We start from the raw sequence: 20079 nt of genomic DNA on the forward strand, positions 1-20079 counted from the left end.
TCACTTAGGTATTTTTTTATTGTGATGGAGGACAGGTCGCGACCTGTCCGTACACGTATTATTTACTATTTTTTAATGCCTCGGTGATTTCATTCATACGTTGCACCTTTTCTTCAAAATTACCTTTCAACGTTTTGCGATATTCATTCAGGTTTTCGACCATTTTATTCACATCTTCAGGAATGACCTCTTCAAAAAATTCTCGTAATCGCTTGGCGGTTGTCGGTGATTTTCCGTTCGTTGAAATGGCGATTTTCACATTGCCTTTGGTCACAATTCCACCCAAATAATAATCGCATAAATCGGGTGTGTCTGCAATATTACAAATCAAATAACGCTTTCTGGACAAATCATACACGCGTTTGTTCACCTTCAAATCATCCGTGCAAGCTATTACTAAATTACGCTTGCGAAGCATCCAACGATTGAATTTTTTTGGTGTCAGTTTTACTGAAGGATGTTTTAGGGCCAAAGCTTCCAACTCGGGAAGAAATCGCGGTGCGACTACTTCGACATTCGCATTTGGGCTTGATTTCAACATAAAAGATAACTTTTCTAAACCCACATTTCCGCCACCAACAATCAATACATTTAATTGATGTAGTTTTAAAAATACGGGATATAATTCGTTTCTTTCCATTGTTTATTTTTTTTGGGGTCAGGTCACCACGACCTGACGGTTTTGTTTTAGGTCAGGTCACGACCTGACCCTACGATGAATTCCTCGTAAAAACCCTTTAATTTGTTGCTTTCTTTTACCACTTCGCCAATTACAATGATGGCGGGATTGCTCAAATTATGCGTTGCTACAACAGCTTCTATCGTATCAATAGTTCCTACTCCAATTCTTTCTTCTGGAGTCGTTCCGTTTTGAATGATGGCAATTGGCGTTTCACCTTTGCTTTCCTTTTGAAACAGGGCAACAATTTGCGCCAATTTACTCATTCCCATTAAAATCACCACCGTTGCCGTTGATTTGGCTGCTAGCTGAACATCATCTGATAATTTTCTTGCCGATGTTGTACCAGTAATTACCCAAAAGCTTTCAGATACACCACGTTTTGTCAACGAAATCCCCTGATAAGCGGGAACCGCAATTGATGATGAAATACCTGGAACGACAAAGGTAGGAATTCCAAAGCTTTCAGCGTGCTCAATTTCTTCACTTCCACGTCCAAAAATAAATGGGTCACCTCCTTTTAATCGAACAACGTGACCATAAGTCAAGGCATTATCAACAATTAATTGATTGATTTGCTCCTGCGAATAGGCGTGACTTCCTTTGCGTTTACCTACAAATATTTTTATGGAAGATTTTGGCGCAAACTCCATTAACTCTTCGTTAGCCAAAGCATCATACAAAACGACATCGGCTTCGGCCAAAGCTTTTACTCCTTTGATAGTTAACAAGTCTGGATCACCAGGACCTGCACCCACTAAGGTAACTTTAGGAGCCCCACCTCGGCCCTGCCCAAAAGGGAGGGAGGAGGAACTATTTCCTGTTATTTTATAACTCATCTTGTTTTTCTTTAATTTTTAGACAAATCCGCTGCTCTGTATGTTTCGATTGTTTCAAAAAAAGCAGTTGCTGTCGCAATATAATCTTTAGCAAAAGTTTCAGATGGTTCGTTTTCTTTTATTTGATAGACCAATTCTTTAAAGGAAGTGGCTAATTGTATTTTATTCGTTTCCACAAAAACAGTATCAAACAAATCTATGATTCCTGCGTGATGGTTTGTTTTTTGGTTTTCGGCTAATAACAAAGCTTTGGCTCCATTTACAAATCCAGCGTAGGCCAAATAAATAGCATCCGCCCATTTTTGATCCTCGAACGCTTCTTGTGCAAACGTCAATTTATCTTTGGCTTCGTATAATAAAGTCGCTACTAAATCAATCACAACACCAGCACATTCACCCACTCCTACTGCTTTCACATAATTATCGGCATTGCCCCAATCTACAAAATCAGCTTCGGTTAAATTGGTCACATCAGCCAAAGGTTTCAAAAATTCATAGAAATATTTCTCGCCTTGAGCATCATAATAGTTCAAGAATGATTGTCCGTTGGCATTGGCTTCAAAATCATTCAAGATCAATCGTAAGGCTTCTGGACCACGACGGCTCGGAATTTTGATTACTTTGTCAGAAAAACGTCCTTCGCCATTTCCTAAATTTCCTCCACCTAATAATACTTGTAACGCTGGCGCAACCAGTTTACCTGCATTGATAGACATTCCTTGAAATCCTATCTCAGCCATATTGTGTTGCCCACAAGCGTTCATACAACCACTAATTTTGATTGTGATTTCGTTAGAATTAGTATAACTTGGATATTCTGTCACTAAAACTCTTTCCAACTCATCTGCAATTCCCGTACTACTTGCGATTCCTAAATTACAAGTATCTGTTCCTGGACAAGCGGTAATATCTGCAGTGCTATTGTATCCTAAGGCAACAAAATCTAATTTGGCTAATTCTTGATAGAAGAAAGGCAAAGCTTCTTCTTTTATATGACGAATTAAAATATCTTGACGCAACGTAAAACGCAATTCGTTGGTTGCATAATTCTTAATTAAATCAGCCAATTGTCGGGCTTTATCAATATAAAAATCACCAAGAGCTACTTTGATTCCGATAGCCACATAACCCGCTTGTTTCTGCGGAATAACATTGGCTTTTTTCCAAGCTTCGAAGGCTGCGACATCATCAATCACAACTTGTGGAGCATCCAATACTGGAGTTGGAATGGCATTTTCGAAAGCTGTAGTATCAATTTCAACTACTTGATGCGAAAGGGCTTTTTTCTCTTCATCAACCAAACGCAAAAATTCCTCTTTTCCGATTTCCTTGATCAAGAATTTCAATCTCGCTTTCAATCGTTTGGCTCTTTCGCCGTAACGGTCAAAAATTCTCAAAATCCCCTCCGTGGTTGGAATGATTTGATTGACAGGAATAAATTCAGATAATAATTCGGCGTGATGAGGTTGAGATCCTAGTCCACCACCAAGCATTACTTTGAATCCTTTTTCCCCATTAACCACCTTTGGAATAAATCCTAAATCGTGCAAATAACTCAAAGCCGTATCTTTATCAGAAGAAGAAAAAGACATTTTGAATTTACGCCCCATTTCTTGACACACCGGATTTCTCAAGAAAAATTGGAATAGTGCGTGTGCATATGGAGACACATCAAAAGGCTCATCTGGATCAATTCCAGCAGTTTCGCTAGCAGTAATATTTCTAACGGTATTCCCGCAAGCTTCTCTTAAGGTAACATCATCTTTCTCTAACTCGGCCCAAAGTTGTGGTGTTCTATCCAAACTCACGTAATGAATTTGAATATCCTGACGCGTAGTGATGTGCAAACGTCCTGTGGAATATTCTTCAGAAACTTTACAGATACGTTGCAATTGCTCACTCGTTACTTTACCAAAAGGTAATTTGATACGAATCATTTGCACGCCTTCTTGACGCTGACCGTATACACCTCTTGCTAAACGAAGAGAACGAAAACGTTCATCATCGATTTTTCCATCGCGGAATAAAGCAATTTTTCTTTCTAAATCGATAATATCCTTTTGGACAATCGGATTCTCTATTTCGGTTCTAAAACTTTCCATTTTTATTTAGGCTGTTAGCTATTGGCTTTTAGCTTTTAGCTGATTTGTATATCTGTTTCTATTCTTTGCCAAAGGCTATAAGCCAATAGCTAACAACTATTTTATAAATCCAACGCCTGCCGTGGTGTTGGTTGCAGCATCAATTAAAATAAAAGCTCCATTTGATTTGTTATCGTTGTAAGCGTCAAAATAAATGGCTTTGCTCAATTTAATGGTTACTTCTCCTATTTCGTTTATAGCCAATTGAGTTGCTGGTGTCACTCCAGAATAATCGGTTGCGATTACGTTTTTCACACTATCAATTTTAGCCAAAACTCTATTGGTGTTGTGTTGCACAAAATACTTTGCTCCTGCCACTAATTTTTTGCTATCCATCCAACAAACAGTTGTTGTGATGTCTTTTTCAATTCTAGTAAGCTCGCTTGATTTTACAATCATATCGCCTCTTGTTACATTGATGTCATTTTCCAATTCGATTGTAATAGAGGAACCAGCAATAGCTTCATCGTATTGCTTATCGAAAAAGTGAATGTTGGTTACTTTAGATTCTGTTAAAGAAGGTAAAACGGTTACCGCATCGCCTACTCTAATTGAATTTCCATATAATTTTCCTGCATATCCTCTAAAGTCATGGTAGTCCTCCGTTTTTGGACGAATAACAGTTTGTACTGGAAAACGAGTAATGCCATTTTCATAAATATCATTCGGTTCCAAAGACTCCAAATGTTCCAAAACGGTTTGACCAGAATACCAAGGCATATTTTCTGATTTTTGAGCCACATTCCCACCATTGATGGCACTTAGCGGAATATAACTTACATTTTGTTCTTTAAAAGCGCTTTTCGCGTTCAAGGCTTGAAAATCGGCTTTAATTTTATTGAAAACTTCTTCCGAATAATCCACCAAATCCATTTTGTTAATTGCAACAATAACATCTTTTACACGCAATAAATTATTGATGAAAAAGTGACGGTAGGTTTGCTCAATTACTCCTTTTCGAGCATCAATCAAAATAATCGACACTTGCGAAGTCGAAGCACCAGTTACCATATTACGAGTATATTCTACGTGGCCTGGTGTATCGGCAATGATGTAACTTTTTTTGGCAGTCGAAAAATAAATATGTGCTACATCTATTGTAATTCCTTGCTCTCTCTCGGCCACCAAACCATCCGTCGCCAAAGAAAAATCTAGGTAATCGTATCCTTTTTGCTTGCTGCTTTTTTCTATTGCTTCAATTTTATCGGTAGTCAAGGATTGTGTATCGTATAATAATCTTCCGATTAACGTACTTTTCCCGTCGTCTACACTTCCTGCTGTTGCTATTTTTAAAACTTCCATTTATTTTTTGTTTAAAGCTTAAGGTTTAAAGTTGTTTAACTTCCTCCTTACATCTTTTAATTTTTAAATCCTTAAATCTTTCAATTGCTATTCTAAAAGTACCCTTGTTGTTTTCTTTTTTCCATAGCGGCTTCCGAACGTTTGTCATCGATTCTGGCGCCTCTTTCAGAAATGGTAGAAGAACGAATTTCTCCAACTACTTCAGCAATAGTGGCTGCATACGACTCTACTGCGGCGGTACAACTCATATCACCAACGGTTCTGAAGCGAACAATTCGTTCTTCGATTTGTTCGTCTTCTTCTTGGTACACATAAGGAGAGTGTGACCAAATTAAACCGTCTCTCAAAAAAACTTTTCTTTTGTGTGAAAAATAAATCGAAGGAATCTCGATTTGCTCTTGTTCGATATAACTCCAAACATCCAATTCGGTCCAGTTTGAAATTGGAAAAACACGAACGTTTTGACCATTTTCAATTTTACCATTCAACAAATCAAACAATTCAGGACGTTGGTTTTTTTCATCCCATTGACCAAAATCATCACGAACCGAGAAAATACGCTCTTTAGCTCTGGCTTTTTCCTCGTCTCTACGGGCCCCACCGATACAAGCATCGAATTTAAATTCTTCGATAGCATCCAAAAGTGTGGTGGTTTGCAATGTATTTCTACTAGAATACTTTCCTGTTTCTTCCACAACTTTACCTTCGTCAATGGCATCTTGTACATTGCGAACGATTAATTCTAATCCTAATTCTGCTACCAATTTATCTCTAAACTCGATGGTTTCTGGAAAATTATGTCCCGTATCAACATGCAATAGTGGAAACGGAATTTTTGCAGGAAAAAATGCTTTTTGTGCCAAACGCACTAGTGTAATCGAATCTTTTCCTCCTGAAAAAAGCAAAACAGGTCGGTCAAATTGAGAAATCACTTCTCTGAATATGTAAATAGCTTCGCTTTCTAAAGCATTTGTTTTTAATACTGAACTCATTATTTTTAGTTTAAGAGTTTAAAGTGTAAAGTGTAAGGTTGTTGCAACCTCGACTAAAATCTTACCACTATTATTGTTTTTTTTTCTATTCTCTGTTATTCTATTTTCTAAAATCTGCTTCTATTTTTGGTGCAACCCACATTCTTTGTGACTGGATTCCCAAGACCATCTTCCGGCTCTAATGTCCTCTCCCTCAGCAATAGCTCTCGTACAAGGTGCACAACCTATGCTCACAAATCCTGTTTTGTGCAAGCTGTTTTGTGGCACATTGTTGGTATCAATATATTCTTGAACCTCTTGTAAACTCCACTTCAACAAAGGATTGAATTTGATGATATCAAAATGGGCATCGTACTCAAAAAGGGCTAGGTCGCTTCTATTTTCAGATTGTTCTGCTCTTAAACCAGTAATCCAAATTTGATTCCCAGCCAATCCTTTTTTCAATGGCACCACTTTTCGAATAAAACAGCATTCTTTTCTGTTTTCTACCGATTCGTAAAAGCTATTGGGGCCTTTAGTGTTCAACAAGTTTTCTACTTGACTCGTTTCTGGATAGAAAGTCTGAATACTCACTTTGTATTTCTTTAGCGTCTTATGAAAAACATCATAAGTTTCTTGAAACAACCTTCCTGTATCGAGGGTAAATATTTTTATCAGCAATTCATTGGTTGCGATTAAAGCCGTGATTACCTGGTCCTCTTGCCCAAAAGAAGTTGAGAAAACTACTTTTTCAGGAAATTCAGTAGCCAAAAAAGCGAAGGTTTCCTCGATCGAAAAGTTTTCGGTTTTCTTGATTAATTCTTCTACTAGTAATGTACTCATACTTTTTTAATTTAAAATCTATTACCCTATCGGTTTTATAGATTACTATGCAAAAGTAATACTATATTTTAATAATCAAAACTTTTTAATAAAATCTACTATAAATTTCATAGCATTGATTTGAGTCATTGGTTGAATTGCAATTGATCATGACAAAGAATCCAATAAATCATAAAAACTTCAAGTAACAAGCGAACAATCTCATTCATGAATATCAGGAAGGCATCAAATCTTCTGAGTATTAAACCTTAAAACCAAGGCACTTTATAAAATTCTAATCTTTAAGCAATTAAACAATTCACAAATCTTATCGAAATTGAATTAATTCTAAAGTTATTACGTAAATTTGCAAAAAATTTGAACAATCAATTTAAAAAATAAATGAGTACAGCAACTATGCCTTTTGTGGCTTACAAAGTGAAAGACATTTCCTTAGCAGCTTGGGGAAGAAAAGAAATCGAATTAGCAGAAGCTGAAATGCCTGGTTTGATGGCGCTTCGTGCAGAATACAAAGACGAACAACCTTTAAAAGGAGCTCGTATTGCAGGATGTTTACACATGACGATTCAAACCGCAGTTTTGATTGAAACTCTTATTGCACTTGGTGCTGAAGTAACTTGGAGTTCTTGTAACATTTTCTCTACCCAAGATCAGGCTGCTGCTGCTATTGCTGCTGCAGGGATTCAAGTGTACGCTTGGAAAGGTCTAAACGAAGAAGATTTTGATTGGTGTATCGAGCAAACGTTGTTCTTTGGTGAAGACAGACAACCTTTAAACATGATTTTGGATGACGGTGGAGATTTGACTAATATGGTTATTGATCGTTACCCAGAATTAGTTGCTGGAATCAAAGGATTGTCTGAAGAAACTACTACTGGTGTTCACAGATTATACGAAAGAGTAAAAGCGGGAACATTACCAATGCCAGCGATCAACGTAAACGACTCTGTTACTAAATCTAAATTTGACAACAAATACGGTTGTAAAGAATCTGCTGTTGATGCAGTTCGTCGTGCGACTGATATTATGTTAGCTGGAAAAAGAGTAATCGTTTGTGGATACGGAGACGTAGGAAAAGGAACGGCTGCTTCTTTTAGAGGTGCTGGATCTATTGTAACGGTTACTGAAATTGATCCAATTTGTGCTTTACAAGCGGCGATGGACGGTTTTGAAGTGAAAAAATTAGATACTGTTATCGCTACAGCTGATATCATTATTACCACAACTGGAAATAAAGACATCGTTTTGGGTGCTCATTTTGAAAAAATGAAAGACAAAACTATCGTTTGTAACATCGGACACTTTGACAACGAAATTGATATGGCTTGGTTGAACAAAAACCACGGTGCTTCAAAAATCGAAATCAAACCGCAAGTTGACAAATACACTATCGCTGGAAATGATATCATCATCTTAGCAGAAGGTCGTTTGGTAAACCTTGGTTGCGCTACAGGCCATCCAAGTTTTGTAATGAGTAACTCATTTACGAACCAAACATTGGCTCAAATCGAATTATGGAAAAACAGTGCCGCCTACAACAATGAAGTGTATATGTTACCAAAACATTTAGATGAAAAAGTAGCAATGTTGCACTTAGCCAAATTAGGTGTGGAATTAGAGACTTTACGTCCTGATCAAGCAGAATACATTGGAGTAACTGTTGAAGGCCCATTTAAGCCAGAATATTACAGATATTAGTAGTAAGAATTAAGTACTAAGTATTAAGATAAAACCCTTGCAGGAAACTGAACTAAATTCAGTTGTACTGTGAGGGTTTGTTGTTTCAAAATGTTAATTTGCTTATATTTGTAACTCCTTATAAAATAACAGTATGCAAGTTTTAGTAGAAATTCCCGATAGTAAAGCAGCTTTTGGTCTTGAAGTATTGCGTAATCTTGCGTTTGTAAAAAAAGTAAATCCAATCACCCCTGAAAAAGTTACCCTTTTTGAAGATTTAAAGGAAGCTGCTAAAGAAGTGAAATTGCACAAACAAGGAAAAATTAAGCTAAAAACCGCTCAGGATTTGCTTGATGAGTTATAGTATTTTACCAACCCATCTGTTTGAAAAAGAACTAAAACGATTGGTTAAAAAATTCCCATCACTAAAGTTTGAGTTTAAAGAACTCATTGAAGAAATAGCCAAAAATCCACAAGCAGGAACTTTTATAGGCAATAATTGTTATAAAATTAGAATAGCCATTGAAAGCAAAGGAAAAGGAAAAAGTGGAGGTGCGAGAGTTATAACTTATGTGTATGTTGAAAGTGAAACTGTTTATTTACTTACAATTTACGACAAAAGTGAAAAAGAAACCCTAAAACCCAATGAACTCAAAATGATGATTGCCAATTTGGATTTAGAATAGAACCCTTGCAGTACTGTGAGGGTTTTTTAATATATTCTCCTTATAATATTATCGTTTAGAATCTTCCATCAAAAGAAAGAAATCACTCAGTTTCATACCAAAATAATCGTATATTTTAAACAAAGTAGCAACAGTAATGTTCTGCTTTCCTTGTTCAATTCTAGCTAAATGAATACCTGTATCAAAATAAAAAACTATTGACTGAAAGTCATCAAGGTTGTAACATAATTTCACTGCAGATTCACAAATTATTTTAATTATTAATCTTTTAAAATCTGCGAATCTGCGGTGTAAAAATTTTTAGAAGCTAAAGCAAGATGCACTGAAAGTGCATAGTTTTAAACTCTATTTGAGACCAATAAAAAAGTCAGGTAAAAAAACAGCTGTTTTAAGAATTGAAAAGATATTTTTGGAATTAGAAATACATCCAACAACTGGAACTGTAAGCCTGAAAAACTAAAATACAAAACCGAAAACGTATGGTCTAGACAAATTAACAAAAAAGACCGATTAGTTTACGAAATTATCGACCACGAAGTCGTAGTAATCATCATTTCAGCTTTAGGACATTATAACGACAAATAAAATATAGGAAAACGATTTGCATACTTTAACAACCCTTGCCAATATATATGGTTTTTTTTTTGGAAAAGAGAGTATCGTAAACCCTACATAATCAACCTTACCCCTCCTAAATCTGCCACTCTATAAGAGAAACGGTCACCTGGTGATCCAATAAACATGAAATTTTTTGGGATTCCCCATTGTTTCGATAAATCATCGATAATCTCAGGTCCAAAAACCCCTTCAAGTTCAACAAATTCAATATCAATTTCAGGATAAGCTCTATCTAAGACTTCTACATCTTTAATCAACAAATCATTGGACTCTGAACTATTTTTAACATTCACGATTTTTAATTTTTTGGTAGATTCATTGTTTTGCACATATTGCATTACTTTGTTTAAAATAGCCACATCATCTCCTTTAGTAAAAAAAACAAAGGTTTGCGAGTTTACACTAGTATGCATTTTATTCAAATATCGATTACTCAAAACCACCACCCGTCGCAAAGGTTTATAAAAATACTCTAAAGCATCAATACTCACTTTGATCAACATGGAGCGATTCAACATAATACTTACCAGAAGAAAAGCAGGCACTAAGTAACTAACGAAAGTAAAAAAAGAATTGGTGTTCAATTTGATATTTCCAAAAAAAGCTACAATTATAAAACCTACGGCTACAACAACGGCAAAACCCCTAGCTTTTTCAGGCCTTGGAAGCTTTCTTCGTTTTATTTTCAACATCAAATTTCCAATGCCAAACAAAGCCATCACCGCTAAAAAAGAAAAAGTATAGACTCCTGCCAAAGATTCTAAATGTCCTTTAGTAACAAACAAAACAGAAACACACAGAATTAAAAAACTGATAATGATGCGATAATTCGCGCCGTTTTTATTTTGTTTTAAAAAATAATTAGGCAAAACTCTATCCAAAGTCATTCGATTTAACAAGCCCGAAACCCCTACAAAAGAAGTTAAAACAGCACCACATAATACTAAAACCGCATCGACCGAAATCAAAATTGCCAACCAATTCCCACCGGTTGTATGCCCTAAATAAGCCAACAAAGATTCTTTATGCGCACCCACTTCGGTCAAAGGAATAATACAAATTAAAAGCAAGGCTAAAACAGGATTAAAGAAACTTACTATACCCCACATATTACGCAATGTTTTTCTAAACACCCCTTGCTCTTGCTCTTCCACAAAATTAGAAGAACTTTCAAAGCCTGAAATTCCTAACATGGCAGCTGAAAAACCAAAAAATAAGGCATTAACAAAACCACCGGCCCGTAATGGCATCGACCAATTAATATGAAAAGTTTCTAACCCATTCCCCATTAAATACCAAAGAGAAACAAGCACCAAAAGACTCAAAGTAAAAAGATGAATAATAAATATAATTACCGCTACAAAAGCCGATTCCCCTATTCCCATTATTGCTAGTCCTGTAAAAGCAATCAAAACAACCAAAGTAGCCATAGTAACATTAATACCTTCAATAATTCCTTGTAAATAATGCATGGCTTCTATAGAGGAAATCACTGCTGTGGCCATATAAGAAAGTACCGTTAATGTGGCTGCCAAAGAAGCCAATCGCTTTGTCGAAGTATTCAACAATACATTGTAAGCCCCACCATTTAAAGGAATCGCACCCACAACTTCTCCATAAATTTTTCTAAATAAAAATAATACTAACGCTACAACCAATAATGAAATCCAAGCAAATTGCCCCGCATACATAATCGTCAAGGCAGACACATACAAACAGGAAGAACTGATATCATTACCGCATATTGCAGTCGCTTGTAATTCGTTTAATTTTTGATGCAGGACTTTCTTCATTTTGCAAGTTTTCAATTATTATTTACTAAAACTTAAAAATACACTCATTTTATTGGAAGCTACCAAAAAAGCGTAAACTTTAATAAAATTAAAACATTTTGAAACAAATACTCTTTTTTTAACAAATCCACAACAAACATTACGATCTAAAAACGAGGCATTTAAAAACAAACCCCTTATATTTATCATTCTAACTCAGTTTACGTATTCCATCATTAACCACACGCAACATGACAACTAGTACTCACTTCTTTTTTAAAAATCCATTACAAGTGATTTGCACATTATGGTGTTATTTATTCCTATATTCTGCATTGATGAGTCCTACCCTTTGGGCACAGCCCAGAAAGCCTAAAATTGCTTTAGTACTTAGTGGAGGAGGCGCCAAAGGAATTGCCCATATTCCGATACTTCAAGTACTGGATTCTTTGAACATTGTACCTGATTTGGTCATAGGCACCAGTATGGGTAGTATTGTTGGAGGCTTATATTCCATAGGATATTCAGGAGATAGTATTGCAGCTATCGCAAACCGGGCCAATTGGGACGAACTTCTAAAAGGTAAGGTTTCCTTAAACAATGTAAGTGTTGAAGAAATGAGTGAATTTAGTCGGTATTTAATTGATATCGACGTTAAAAACTACAAACCTATCATCAAAACATCCTTATTAAATGATCAAAATCTCCGAGAATTCCTCTCATTGATTACCTATCCTGCCTATAATATTTCAAATTTTGATCAGTTACCCATTCCTTTTCGAGCGGTTACAACCGATATACTGAATGGTCAAACTGTCATTTTAAATGAAGGAGCTATAGGTATTGCTATGCGTGCTAGTATGTCAATTCCAGGTGTTTTCAGACCTATTCCTTATAAAAATACGGTTTTAGTTGATGGTGGCATTCTTAACAATTTCCCCACTGATATTGCCAAAAGTATGGGTGCCGACATTATAATCGGAAGCGATGTGGGTGATGACAAAATCACGATAGAAAAACTTGACAATCTCTCTACATTAATATTTCAATCAGCTATGCTCACCAGCAATTTAAACAATGAAAAAAACAAAAAACTTTGTGATATCTTGTTCAGTCATTATCCAAATCTAACCTTTTCAACAGGCGATTTTAATGCCAGCAAAGAAATTTACAAAGAGGGAAAAATAGCCATCAAACAAAACATTCCAGCCTTACTAGCATTGGCAGAAAAACTAAAACAATATCCCCAAAAAAAACCACAACTACCTGACACAAATAGAAAGTTTGTATTAGATTCCATTGTTTATCACAATTTTAGTGCAGCTAATCTATCATTAGTTGAAAAACGTTCAGGAATCAAATCCGGGAATGACTATACAATCGACGCAATTACTAATGGTGTACAAAAGGTAATGGGCACCAATTTATTCAATCAAATAAATTTCTTAACTTTTTCTAATGGAGGAAAAAATTATTTAACATTAAACGCCTCAGAATACTATAAAAGCCAAATCAAAGCCTCGATTCATTTTGACACTTTTAGAGGTTTTGGTGCTATTGTAAATTATACAGGCAGAAATATTTTAGGAGAATCCTCACGCATTTTACTCACCGCCGATATAGCACAACAACCTAGGATAAGAGTCCAATTTCAAAACATCTTTGGGAAAGAGAAAAATTGGTGGTGGCGTTCAGAAGGATATGGGCATTTTTTAACACAAGATGTTTATATTGGAAACAAAAAAGCCGATAACTTACAATATAATGCCTTCCATTTTGACAATCAAATCAATAGAAACATCAATGCTTTGAAAAGTTATTTTGGTGCAGGACTTAACTATCACTTCACTCACTTGCGCCCTAAAACGTATCCTGGATTCAATACTGTTTTCACATTGAATAGTTACTATTTGAACCAAATAGAAATGAATCTACACTATTCTACCAACAATCTTAATAAAGTATTTTTTGCCTCAAACGGGAACAAGTTATATGTTGAACTATCAAGATCCATTCATCAGTCGATTGATTTAAATTTCCTCAATAAAAGCGCAAACTATAGCGGCAGTACTAACCCGTTTACCAAATTTAGTTTTACTTATGAAAATAGAATCCCTCTAAAAAATAAAGTATTAATCCTCGAAGCTAGTTCAGGATTACTCTTTGAAGATGCCTTAAAAAACAACCAAATTTCTATCTCAGAATTTGGATACCCTGCAAAATACTTTATCGGAGGTTACACCCAAAATCCTTTAAAAAACAGTGTAACTTTCGCAGGACTGAAAGAAAATGAACTCAACAGCAGTCAATATGTTAAATTAAATTGTAGTCTTCAAACTAATATAGCGTCCAAAATTTATTTAATCCCCCATATCGATGTGGCCTCAGTGGGTTTTCAGGACTTTAGAGAATTCAAGAATCATTTTCTTTCTCCAAAAGGCAAATGGCAAGCCCAAGAAAGCACTAGCTTACTTGTTTCTGCCGGAGCTACGATTTCCTACAATACATTTCTTGGCCCTATTATATTTGACACTTCTTGGGTCAAAAACAACAATTTGAATTTCTTTTTTAGTATTGGATTACTATTCAATCCTTCATAAAAAAAGCCTGTCAATGACAGGCTTTAAACATAAAATTCATAATTTCTTATGCTTCAAATGGAAGTACAGAAACGTATGATTTGTTGTCTTTTTTCTTTTGGAACTTCACAACTCCAGCTACTCTAGCGTGTAGGGTGTGATCTTTACTAATGTAAACATTTTCACCTGGATTGTGTTTAGAACCTCTTTGTCTTACGATGATGTTTCCAGCAATAGCAGCTTGACCACCAAAAATCTTAACGCCTAAACGTTTTGATTCTGATTCTCTACCATTCTTCGAACTACCGACACCTTTCTTGTGAGCCATGACGTATGAGTTTAAATATTGTTATTATTCTTTTGTATCTTCTTTTTTAGCCTTTGGAGCTTTTTTTACTTTAGGAGCTGGCGCTTCTTCAGTGGTAGCTTCAACAGCTGCTTTTTTTGGAGCTGCTTTTTTAGCGGTTCCTCCTGCAGTAATACCTTCAATTACAATTTGAGTAAGATATTGTCTGTGACCATTTCTTTTTTTGTATCCTTTTCTTCTTTTCTTTTTGAAAACGATAACTTTATCTCCTTTTAAGTGTTGTAACACTTTAGCTTCTACTGAAGCACCTTCTATAGCTGGGGCGCCTAAAGTTACATTTCCATTATCGTCTAATAAAAGAACTTTGTCAAAAGAAACTTTTGAACCTTCTTCATTAGCCAAACGGTGAACATAAACCTTTAAGTCTTTGCTTACTTTGAATTGTTGCCCTGCTATCTCTACGATTGCATACATACCAAATTGATTTATTGATTTTTAAGGTTGCAAATATACAACTAAAAATCATTCCTGCAATTTAAAGTCTAAAAAATATTCAACTCCTTCTTATCAACTGATTTTTAAGGACTTTACACAAATACAACAGTTGTTAAATTATTCTAAAAACAAGATATTTTTTACAATAATTCATAAAAAAAAGTACATTTGGTGTAACGATTGGGATTGAAAAATAACTAACCTAAAATAAAACTATAAGTAACCCTATGAAAAAAACAATAATGGCTTTGAGTAGTGTATTGATGCTTGGAGGTGTAGCCTCCGCCCAAAAAGTAGCTTATGAAGAGTATGATTTAAACAACGGAATGCATGTGATTTTACACCACGACCCGTCTGCTCCCGTTGTAATTACTTCCGTAATGTATCATGTAGGCTCTAAAGATGAAAGTCCCGACCGCACAGGTTTTGCTCACTTTTTTGAGCATTTGCTTTTCGAAGGAACGCAAAATATCAAACGAGGAGAATGGTTTAAAATTGTCACCTCCAATGGTGGGGTAAACAATGCCAATACCTCTGATGATCGAACCTATTATTACGAAGTATTTCCTTCTAATAATTTAGAATTAGCCCTTTGGATGGAATCCGAAAGATTATTACATCCAGTAATCAACAAAATTGGGGTAGACACTCAAAACGAAGTGGTAAAAGAAGAAAAAAGAACCCGTATGGACAATCAACCTTATGGAAGATTTCAAGCGGTAGTCAAAGAAAACATCTTCAAGAAACATCCGTATCGCTGGGCTACTATTGGCTCAATGGAGCATCTTGACGCTGCAACACTAGAAGAATTTCAAGCATTCAACAAGAAATTCTACATTCCTAACAATGCCGTTTTGGTGGTTGCGGGAGATTTCAAAAAAGATGATGCGAAAAAATGGATCGAACACTATTTTGGATCCATTCCAAAGGGAGCACCGATTAAAAGAGACGTTTTTGTAGAAGAACCAATTACCGAAACCATAAAAGCCAAATTTGAAGACAACAACATTCAAATTCCAGCTATTGTGGCGGCCTACAGAACGCCTTCAATGAAAACCCGCGATGCTCGAGTTTTAGACCTTATTTCTTCTTATTTAAGCGATGGTAAAAGTTCAAAATTGTACAAGAAAATCGTTGATGAGAAAAAAATAGCCCTTCAAGTAGGCGCTTTTAGCAATAGTCAAGAAGATTACGGTATGTATATTTTATATGGCTTACCCATGGGGAGTAATACCGCTACCGATATTTTAAAAGAGATTGATGATGAAATTGCAAAACTACAAACGGAATTAATTTCTGAGAAAGATTATCAAAAACTACAAAACAAGTTCGATAACAATTTTGTGAACTCTAATGCTTCTATTGAAGGTATTGCAGAAAACCTAGCCAGTTACTACCTACTTTATGGCGATATCAACCTGATCAACACAGAAATCGAAATGATACACTCTATTACTAGAGAAGAAATCAGAGACGTTGCCAAAAAGTATTTGAACCCTAATCAACGTTTAGTTTTAGATTATGTACCCGCTGCTGAAAAAACCAAATAAAAGAACCATCACTATGAAAAACATACCCATTCTCTTAACCCTATTTTTTGTCACAGGAATTATGCAAGCGCAAAATAGAACGCAACCCACACCCGGAGCCGCTCCGATAGTACAAATCAAAAAACCACAAAGCTTCGTTCTGAAAAACGGACTAAAAGTGATGGTCGTTGAAAATCATAAATTGCCTCGTGTAGCTTTTACCCTTACCCTCGATAACCCTCCTTTCGCAGAAGGCAACAAAAAAGGAGTAGACGATCTTACAAGTAGTTTATTGGGCAATGGAAGTCAAAAAACTACCAAAGACAATTTCAATGAAGAAATTGATTTTTTAGGAGCAAACCTTAATTTCTCTTCCCAAGGTGCCTCGGCAAGTACGCTATCTAAATACGCCGGTCGTGTTTTAGAACTTCTGGCAGAAGGCGCGTTGACTCCAAAATTTACTCAGGAAGAATTCGACAAAGAAAAAGCAAAAATCATCGAAGGATTAAAAGCTAATGAAAAAAGCGCAGAAGCCATTTCTGGTCGTGTAGTTGATGTTTTGGCTTTTGGAAAAAACCATCCTTCAGGCGAGTACTTATCAGAAGAAACTTTAAAAAACGTAACCCTTGCGGATGTTCAGAACAACTACGCCACCCGATTTGTACCTGAAAACGCATATTTAGTAGTAATTGGAGACATCAAATTCAAAGAAACAAAGGCTGCAGTTGAAAAACTTTTTGGAAAATGGGAGAAAAAAACCATCACCAAAGAAAACTACACCGCTACCCCAAATGTAGCACAACTACAAATCAACTTAATTGATGTGCCTAATGCGGTACAATCCGTTATTTCCTTGGTAAACACTTTACATTTAAAAATGAGTGACCCCGATTTTTTCCCTGCAGTGATTGCCAATCAAATTTTGGGCGGCGATTTCAATTCGTATTTGAATATGAATTTGAGAGAGCAACACGCGTGGACTTACGGCGCTAATTCGAGTATTGGAAGCGGAAAATATGTCACCAAGTTTGTCGCTACTTCTGCCGTTCGTAATGCGGTTACTGATAGTGCTGTGGTAGAATTCATCAAAGAAATCAAAAAAATCAGAACCGAGAAAGTTTCTGAAGAAGTGTTGAAGAACGTAAAAGCTGGATACATTGGACGTTTTGTAATGCAAGTTCAAAAACCACAAGCCGTAGCACGTTACGCCTTAAACATCGAAACAGAACAATTGCCTGCCGATTTTTACGAAAAATACATACAAACCATCAATGCAGTCACTGCAGACGACATTCTTCGCGTAGCCAATAAGTATTTTCTTCTAGACAACACTCGCATTGTGGTGGTTGGAAAAGCAAGCGAAATCACCACTGGTTTAGAGAAACTACAATTACCGTTGTACTTTTTTGACAAATATGGGAATGCCATTGAAAAACCCGTAGCCAAGAAAGAAATTCCTGCGGGAGTTACTGCCAAAAGCGTTTTGGAAAACTACATTAAAGCTATTGGTGGTCAAGAAGCTTTAAAAAAGGTAAAATCAATAGTAACTGTTGCATCTGGATCCGTTCAAGGCACACCTGTTGAAATGACTTCCAAAATTACATCAGACAAAAAATTGAGTGTAGAAATGAAGGCTGGCGGAATGACCATGATGAAAAGAGTATTAGGAGACAAATCAGGATACGCCATGCAACAGGGTCAACGTAAAGACCTTTCAGCAGCAGAGTTTAAAGAAAAGAAAGCCGACATGAATCCTTTTGACGAATTACCTTTACTTGATAAAACCGGTATCAAATTAGCAGGGATCGAATCCATCAACGACACCGATGCCTACGCAATTAAAGATGGCCAATCAACGCTTTATTATGACACAAAAAACTTCTTCAAAATCGCAGAAAGCAAAACTTCTGAAAGAGGAACTCAAACCACCTTTTTTAATGATTACAAAGAAGTTAAAGGAATAAAATTTCCACATACCACAATAATGAACATCGGAATAGAACTCAAACTTACTACCTCCGAAATAAAAATCAACGAAGGGGTAACCGATGCCGATTTTCAATAATTACAACTTAAATTACAACAAAAAAGACTGCTTTCATCGGCAGTCTTTTTTGTTGATGCAATTTTGGCCTTGACGCTCAATCTTTTTAACTTAAGCATTTCAAGACGTCGTTTTGTCATTCCGAAGAATGAGGAATCTCAATAGTGACTCACGTTATGTGATTTCTACTTTGTCGAATTGACATGAAAACACCTATTTCCTTGCCGACAAATACACTCCAACCAAAACAATAAAAGCGCCAAAAAGCTGCACAGCCGTCAACATTTCATGATCCAACATTCCCCAAAAGAAAGCCACCACCGGAATCAAATACGTAACCGAAGTAGCAAAAACAGGCGATGAAATCTGAATGAGTTTAAAGAAAATAATATTCGCAATCCCCGTTCCTAACACTCCCAAAATTAAAATATACAGTACCGATTCTTGAACAGCCGCCCCATGAGTCATAGAGAAAAAATCTGTAGTATACAACACGGTCAACGCTGGAAAAAGCAAGACCAAAAAATTACCCGTCGTAATACTCAACGGAGGCAAATCAGATAAATATTTTTTAATCAGGTTGACATTGGTCGCATAACAAATCGAGGCAATGAGTACTAAAAAAGCATAATTATAATTTTGATTCGGATGATGCACCGCGCCATTCCAAATCAACAAAGCACTACCCACTAAACCAATCAATACACCAAAAATTTGATTGCGTCTAAAATCCAAACGAAAGAAAAGCGCCCCGATTAACAAAGTGTTCAAAGGCGTTAAGGAATTCAAAATAGAACTTATCGAACTATCAATTTGCGTTTGCGCAATAGCAAACAAATAGGCCGGAATAAAAGTCCCAAACAACGAAGTTAAAGCAATAAACTTCCATTGATGGTGTGGGATTTTTTTCAAACTTCTAAAGCCAATCACTAACAAAAAAAGCGCAGCAAAAATAATCCGCAAGGACCCCAACTGAAAAGCGGTTAAACCTACTAACCCCTTTTTGATCAATATAAACGAACTGCCCCATATAAGAGATAAAAGCAGCAAATAGCCCCATTTGAATTGTTTTGATTCCATCTATTGTATTTTGGTTCAAAATTGTAATTATTTTGGGAATTTCAAGCTGTTTTTTTGATTAATTTTGACCCAAAATACATTTTAAGCTCATCTAAATCAATACCAATGAATAGAACTAAAACAATTATAGCTATCGCCATTGCAAGCATCGTTATGATAAGTTGCAAAAAAGAAACCGAAGCAGTAAAACCACAAGCCACTGCTGCCGAAGCTCCTGTAGCAAAAAAACCAATTACTGCCGAAAATCTTCAAACCGCCAGTATGTCTATTGAAGGAATGACTTGCGCTATGGGGTGTGCTAAAACCATTGAAAAAAAATTAGCCGAATCCGAAGGCGTGGAAAAAGCCACCGTTGATTTTGACAAAAAATTAGCCACTATTTCATTCGATAAAACGGTTCAAAATCCCGAATCTTTAACCAAAGTCATTGAAGGAGTAGCTGATGGCAAAACGTATAAAGTTGTAAATACTAAGTCCTAATCAGAAAAAATCTTAAACAAAAAAGCATTCGCCATCA

The 20079-nt window shown here is 36.0% G+C and carries 18 protein-coding genes; 8 read left to right on the forward strand and 10 right to left on the reverse strand.

Annotated elements, in window-relative coordinates; translation table 11 throughout:
• Positions 1-58: 58 nt before the first annotated feature.
• The 6 genes from ACSVH7_RS00225 to ACSVH7_RS00250 all read right to left on the reverse strand — a co-directional run bounded on the left by ACSVH7_RS00225 (position 59) and on the right by ACSVH7_RS00250 (position 6775).
• On the reverse strand, positions 59-640 hold the full coding sequence (locus tag ACSVH7_RS00225; protein WP_438064691.1) for a precorrin-2 dehydrogenase/sirohydrochlorin ferrochelatase family protein: 582 nt from the start codon (positions 638-640) through the stop codon (positions 59-61).
• A 47-nt stretch (positions 641-687) separates the two neighbouring features.
• Positions 688-1518 carry a uroporphyrinogen-III C-methyltransferase gene (cobA, locus tag ACSVH7_RS00230; RefSeq protein WP_438064692.1) on the reverse strand — a complete coding sequence of 277 codons (831 nt, stop codon included), beginning with the start codon at positions 1516-1518 and terminating at the stop codon, positions 688-690.
• Between the two features lie 11 nt (positions 1519-1529).
• Positions 1530-3620 carry a nitrite reductase gene (locus tag ACSVH7_RS00235; protein ID WP_438064693.1) on the reverse strand — a complete coding sequence of 697 codons (2091 nt, stop codon included), beginning with the start codon at positions 3618-3620 and terminating at the stop codon, positions 1530-1532.
• A gap of 96 nt (positions 3621-3716) precedes the next feature.
• Positions 3717-4961, reverse strand: a complete 1245-nt coding sequence (locus ACSVH7_RS00240; RefSeq protein ID WP_438064694.1) for a sulfate adenylyltransferase subunit 1 — start codon at positions 4959-4961, stop codon at positions 3717-3719.
• 92 nt (positions 4962-5053) lie between these two features.
• Positions 5054-5953 (reverse strand): sulfate adenylyltransferase subunit CysD, encoded by a 900-nt coding sequence (gene cysD / locus ACSVH7_RS00245; RefSeq protein WP_315143264.1) that lies wholly within the window; start codon positions 5951-5953, stop codon positions 5054-5056.
• 120 nt (positions 5954-6073) lie between these two features.
• Positions 6074-6775: a phosphoadenylyl-sulfate reductase gene (locus ACSVH7_RS00250; RefSeq protein ID WP_438064695.1), complete on the reverse strand. Its 702-nt coding sequence runs from the start codon at positions 6773-6775 to the stop codon at positions 6074-6076.
• Between the two features lie 381 nt (positions 6776-7156).
• Here ACSVH7_RS00250 and ahcY point away from each other — a divergent pair, with 381 nt between their 5' ends.
• From ahcY to ACSVH7_RS00270, 4 genes are all read left to right on the forward strand, one after another.
• Positions 7157-8473 carry an adenosylhomocysteinase gene (gene ahcY / locus ACSVH7_RS00255; protein WP_438064696.1) on the forward strand — a complete coding sequence of 439 codons (1317 nt, stop codon included), beginning with the start codon at positions 7157-7159 and terminating at the stop codon, positions 8471-8473.
• Between the two features lie 133 nt (positions 8474-8606).
• A complete protein-coding gene (locus ACSVH7_RS00260) occupies positions 8607-8816 on the forward strand; it encodes a hypothetical protein (RefSeq protein WP_438064697.1) in 210 nt (69 codons plus the stop codon).
• Positions 8806-9138 carry a type II toxin-antitoxin system RelE/ParE family toxin gene (locus tag ACSVH7_RS00265; protein WP_438064698.1) on the forward strand — a complete coding sequence of 111 codons (333 nt, stop codon included), beginning with the start codon at positions 8806-8808 and terminating at the stop codon, positions 9136-9138. Before ACSVH7_RS00260 ends, ACSVH7_RS00265 begins: the two co-directional genes overlap by 11 nt.
• A gap of 492 nt (positions 9139-9630) precedes the next feature.
• On the forward strand, positions 9631-9723 hold the full coding sequence (locus ACSVH7_RS00270; protein WP_438065423.1) for a hypothetical protein: 93 nt from the start codon (positions 9631-9633) through the stop codon (positions 9721-9723).
• Positions 9724-9806: 83 nt separating this feature from the next.
• Here ACSVH7_RS00270 and ACSVH7_RS00275 read toward each other — a convergent pair whose 3' ends face one another.
• Entirely contained in the window at positions 9807-11549 is a 1743-nt protein-coding gene (locus ACSVH7_RS00275) for an APC family permease (protein ID WP_438064699.1), read from the reverse strand.
• Between the two features lie 230 nt (positions 11550-11779).
• Between ACSVH7_RS00275 and ACSVH7_RS00280 the strand changes: the two genes are divergently transcribed.
• On the forward strand, positions 11780-14128 hold the full coding sequence (locus ACSVH7_RS00280) for a patatin-like phospholipase family protein (RefSeq protein WP_438064700.1): 2349 nt from the start codon (positions 11780-11782) through the stop codon (positions 14126-14128).
• 46 nt (positions 14129-14174) lie between these two features.
• Here the strand turns inward: ACSVH7_RS00280 and rpmA are convergent, their stop codons facing one another.
• Positions 14175-14435: a 50S ribosomal protein L27 gene (gene rpmA, locus ACSVH7_RS00285; RefSeq protein WP_438064701.1), complete on the reverse strand. Its 261-nt coding sequence runs from the start codon at positions 14433-14435 to the stop codon at positions 14175-14177.
• A gap of 24 nt (positions 14436-14459) precedes the next feature.
• Positions 14460-14888 (reverse strand): 50S ribosomal protein L21, encoded by a 429-nt coding sequence (rplU, locus tag ACSVH7_RS00290; RefSeq protein ID WP_024981940.1) that lies wholly within the window; start codon positions 14886-14888, stop codon positions 14460-14462.
• Positions 14889-15136: 248 nt separating this feature from the next.
• On the opposite strand from rplU, the gene ACSVH7_RS00295 reads away from it, so the two are divergent.
• Together ACSVH7_RS00295 and ACSVH7_RS00300 are read left to right on the forward strand one after the other, a co-directional pair.
• Positions 15137-16459, forward strand: a complete 1323-nt coding sequence (locus ACSVH7_RS00295; RefSeq protein ID WP_438064702.1) for a M16 family metallopeptidase — start codon at positions 15137-15139, stop codon at positions 16457-16459.
• A 13-nt stretch (positions 16460-16472) separates the two neighbouring features.
• A complete protein-coding gene (locus tag ACSVH7_RS00300; RefSeq protein ID WP_438064703.1) occupies positions 16473-18503 on the forward strand; it encodes a M16 family metallopeptidase in 2031 nt (676 codons plus the stop codon).
• A 192-nt stretch (positions 18504-18695) separates the two neighbouring features.
• Here the strand turns inward: ACSVH7_RS00300 and ACSVH7_RS00305 are convergent, their stop codons facing one another.
• On the reverse strand, positions 18696-19562 hold the full coding sequence (locus ACSVH7_RS00305) for a DMT family transporter (protein ID WP_438064704.1): 867 nt from the start codon (positions 19560-19562) through the stop codon (positions 18696-18698).
• Between the two features lie 105 nt (positions 19563-19667).
• Between ACSVH7_RS00305 and ACSVH7_RS00310 the strand changes: the two genes are divergently transcribed.
• Entirely contained in the window at positions 19668-20042 is a 375-nt protein-coding gene (locus ACSVH7_RS00310; RefSeq protein ID WP_438064705.1) for a heavy-metal-associated domain-containing protein, read from the forward strand.
• Positions 20043-20079: the final 37 nt, after the last annotated feature.

The sequence above is a fragment of the Flavobacterium sp. TSSA_36 genome (genome assembly GCF_051547165.1).
Taxonomy (GTDB): domain Bacteria; phylum Bacteroidota; class Bacteroidia; order Flavobacteriales; family Flavobacteriaceae; genus Flavobacterium.

Excerpts from the sequence above, each read along its gene's own strand:
- ACSVH7_RS00310 (WP_438064705.1), top strand. The coding sequence starts at position 19,668 with ATGAATAGAACTAAAACAATTATAGCTATCGCCATTGCAAGCATCGTT.
- ACSVH7_RS00235 (WP_438064693.1), bottom strand. The coding sequence starts at position 3,620 with ATGGAAAGTTTTAGAACCGAAATAGAGAATCCGATTGTCCAAAAGGAT.
- ACSVH7_RS00280 (WP_438064700.1), top strand. The coding sequence starts at position 11,780 with ATGACAACTAGTACTCACTTCTTTTTTAAAAATCCATTACAAGTGATT.
- ACSVH7_RS00275 (WP_438064699.1), bottom strand. The coding sequence starts at position 11,549 with ATGAAGAAAGTCCTGCATCAAAAATTAAACGAATTACAAGCGACTGCA.
- ACSVH7_RS00250 (WP_438064695.1), bottom strand. The coding sequence starts at position 6,775 with ATGAGTACATTACTAGTAGAAGAATTAATCAAGAAAACCGAAAACTTT.
- ACSVH7_RS00225 (WP_438064691.1), bottom strand. The coding sequence starts at position 640 with ATGGAAAGAAACGAATTATATCCCGTATTTTTAAAACTACATCAATTA.
- ahcY (WP_438064696.1), top strand. The coding sequence starts at position 7,157 with ATGAGTACAGCAACTATGCCTTTTGTGGCTTACAAAGTGAAAGACATT.
- ACSVH7_RS00295 (WP_438064702.1), top strand. The coding sequence starts at position 15,137 with ATGAAAAAAACAATAATGGCTTTGAGTAGTGTATTGATGCTTGGAGGT.
- ACSVH7_RS00305 (WP_438064704.1), bottom strand. The coding sequence starts at position 19,562 with ATGGAATCAAAACAATTCAAATGGGGCTATTTGCTGCTTTTATCTCTT.
- ACSVH7_RS00265 (WP_438064698.1), top strand. The coding sequence starts at position 8,806 with ATGAGTTATAGTATTTTACCAACCCATCTGTTTGAAAAAGAACTAAAA.
- cobA (WP_438064692.1), bottom strand. The coding sequence starts at position 1,518 with ATGAGTTATAAAATAACAGGAAATAGTTCCTCCTCCCTCCCTTTTGGG.
- rplU (WP_024981940.1), bottom strand. The coding sequence starts at position 14,888 with ATGTATGCAATCGTAGAGATAGCAGGGCAACAATTCAAAGTAAGCAAA.
- ACSVH7_RS00300 (WP_438064703.1), top strand. The coding sequence starts at position 16,473 with ATGAAAAACATACCCATTCTCTTAACCCTATTTTTTGTCACAGGAATT.
- ACSVH7_RS00240 (WP_438064694.1), bottom strand. The coding sequence starts at position 4,961 with ATGGAAGTTTTAAAAATAGCAACAGCAGGAAGTGTAGACGACGGGAAA.
- cysD (WP_315143264.1), bottom strand. The coding sequence starts at position 5,953 with ATGAGTTCAGTATTAAAAACAAATGCTTTAGAAAGCGAAGCTATTTAC.
- ACSVH7_RS00260 (WP_438064697.1), top strand. The coding sequence starts at position 8,607 with ATGCAAGTTTTAGTAGAAATTCCCGATAGTAAAGCAGCTTTTGGTCTT.
- rpmA (WP_438064701.1), bottom strand. The coding sequence starts at position 14,435 with ATGGCTCACAAGAAAGGTGTCGGTAGTTCGAAGAATGGTAGAGAATCA.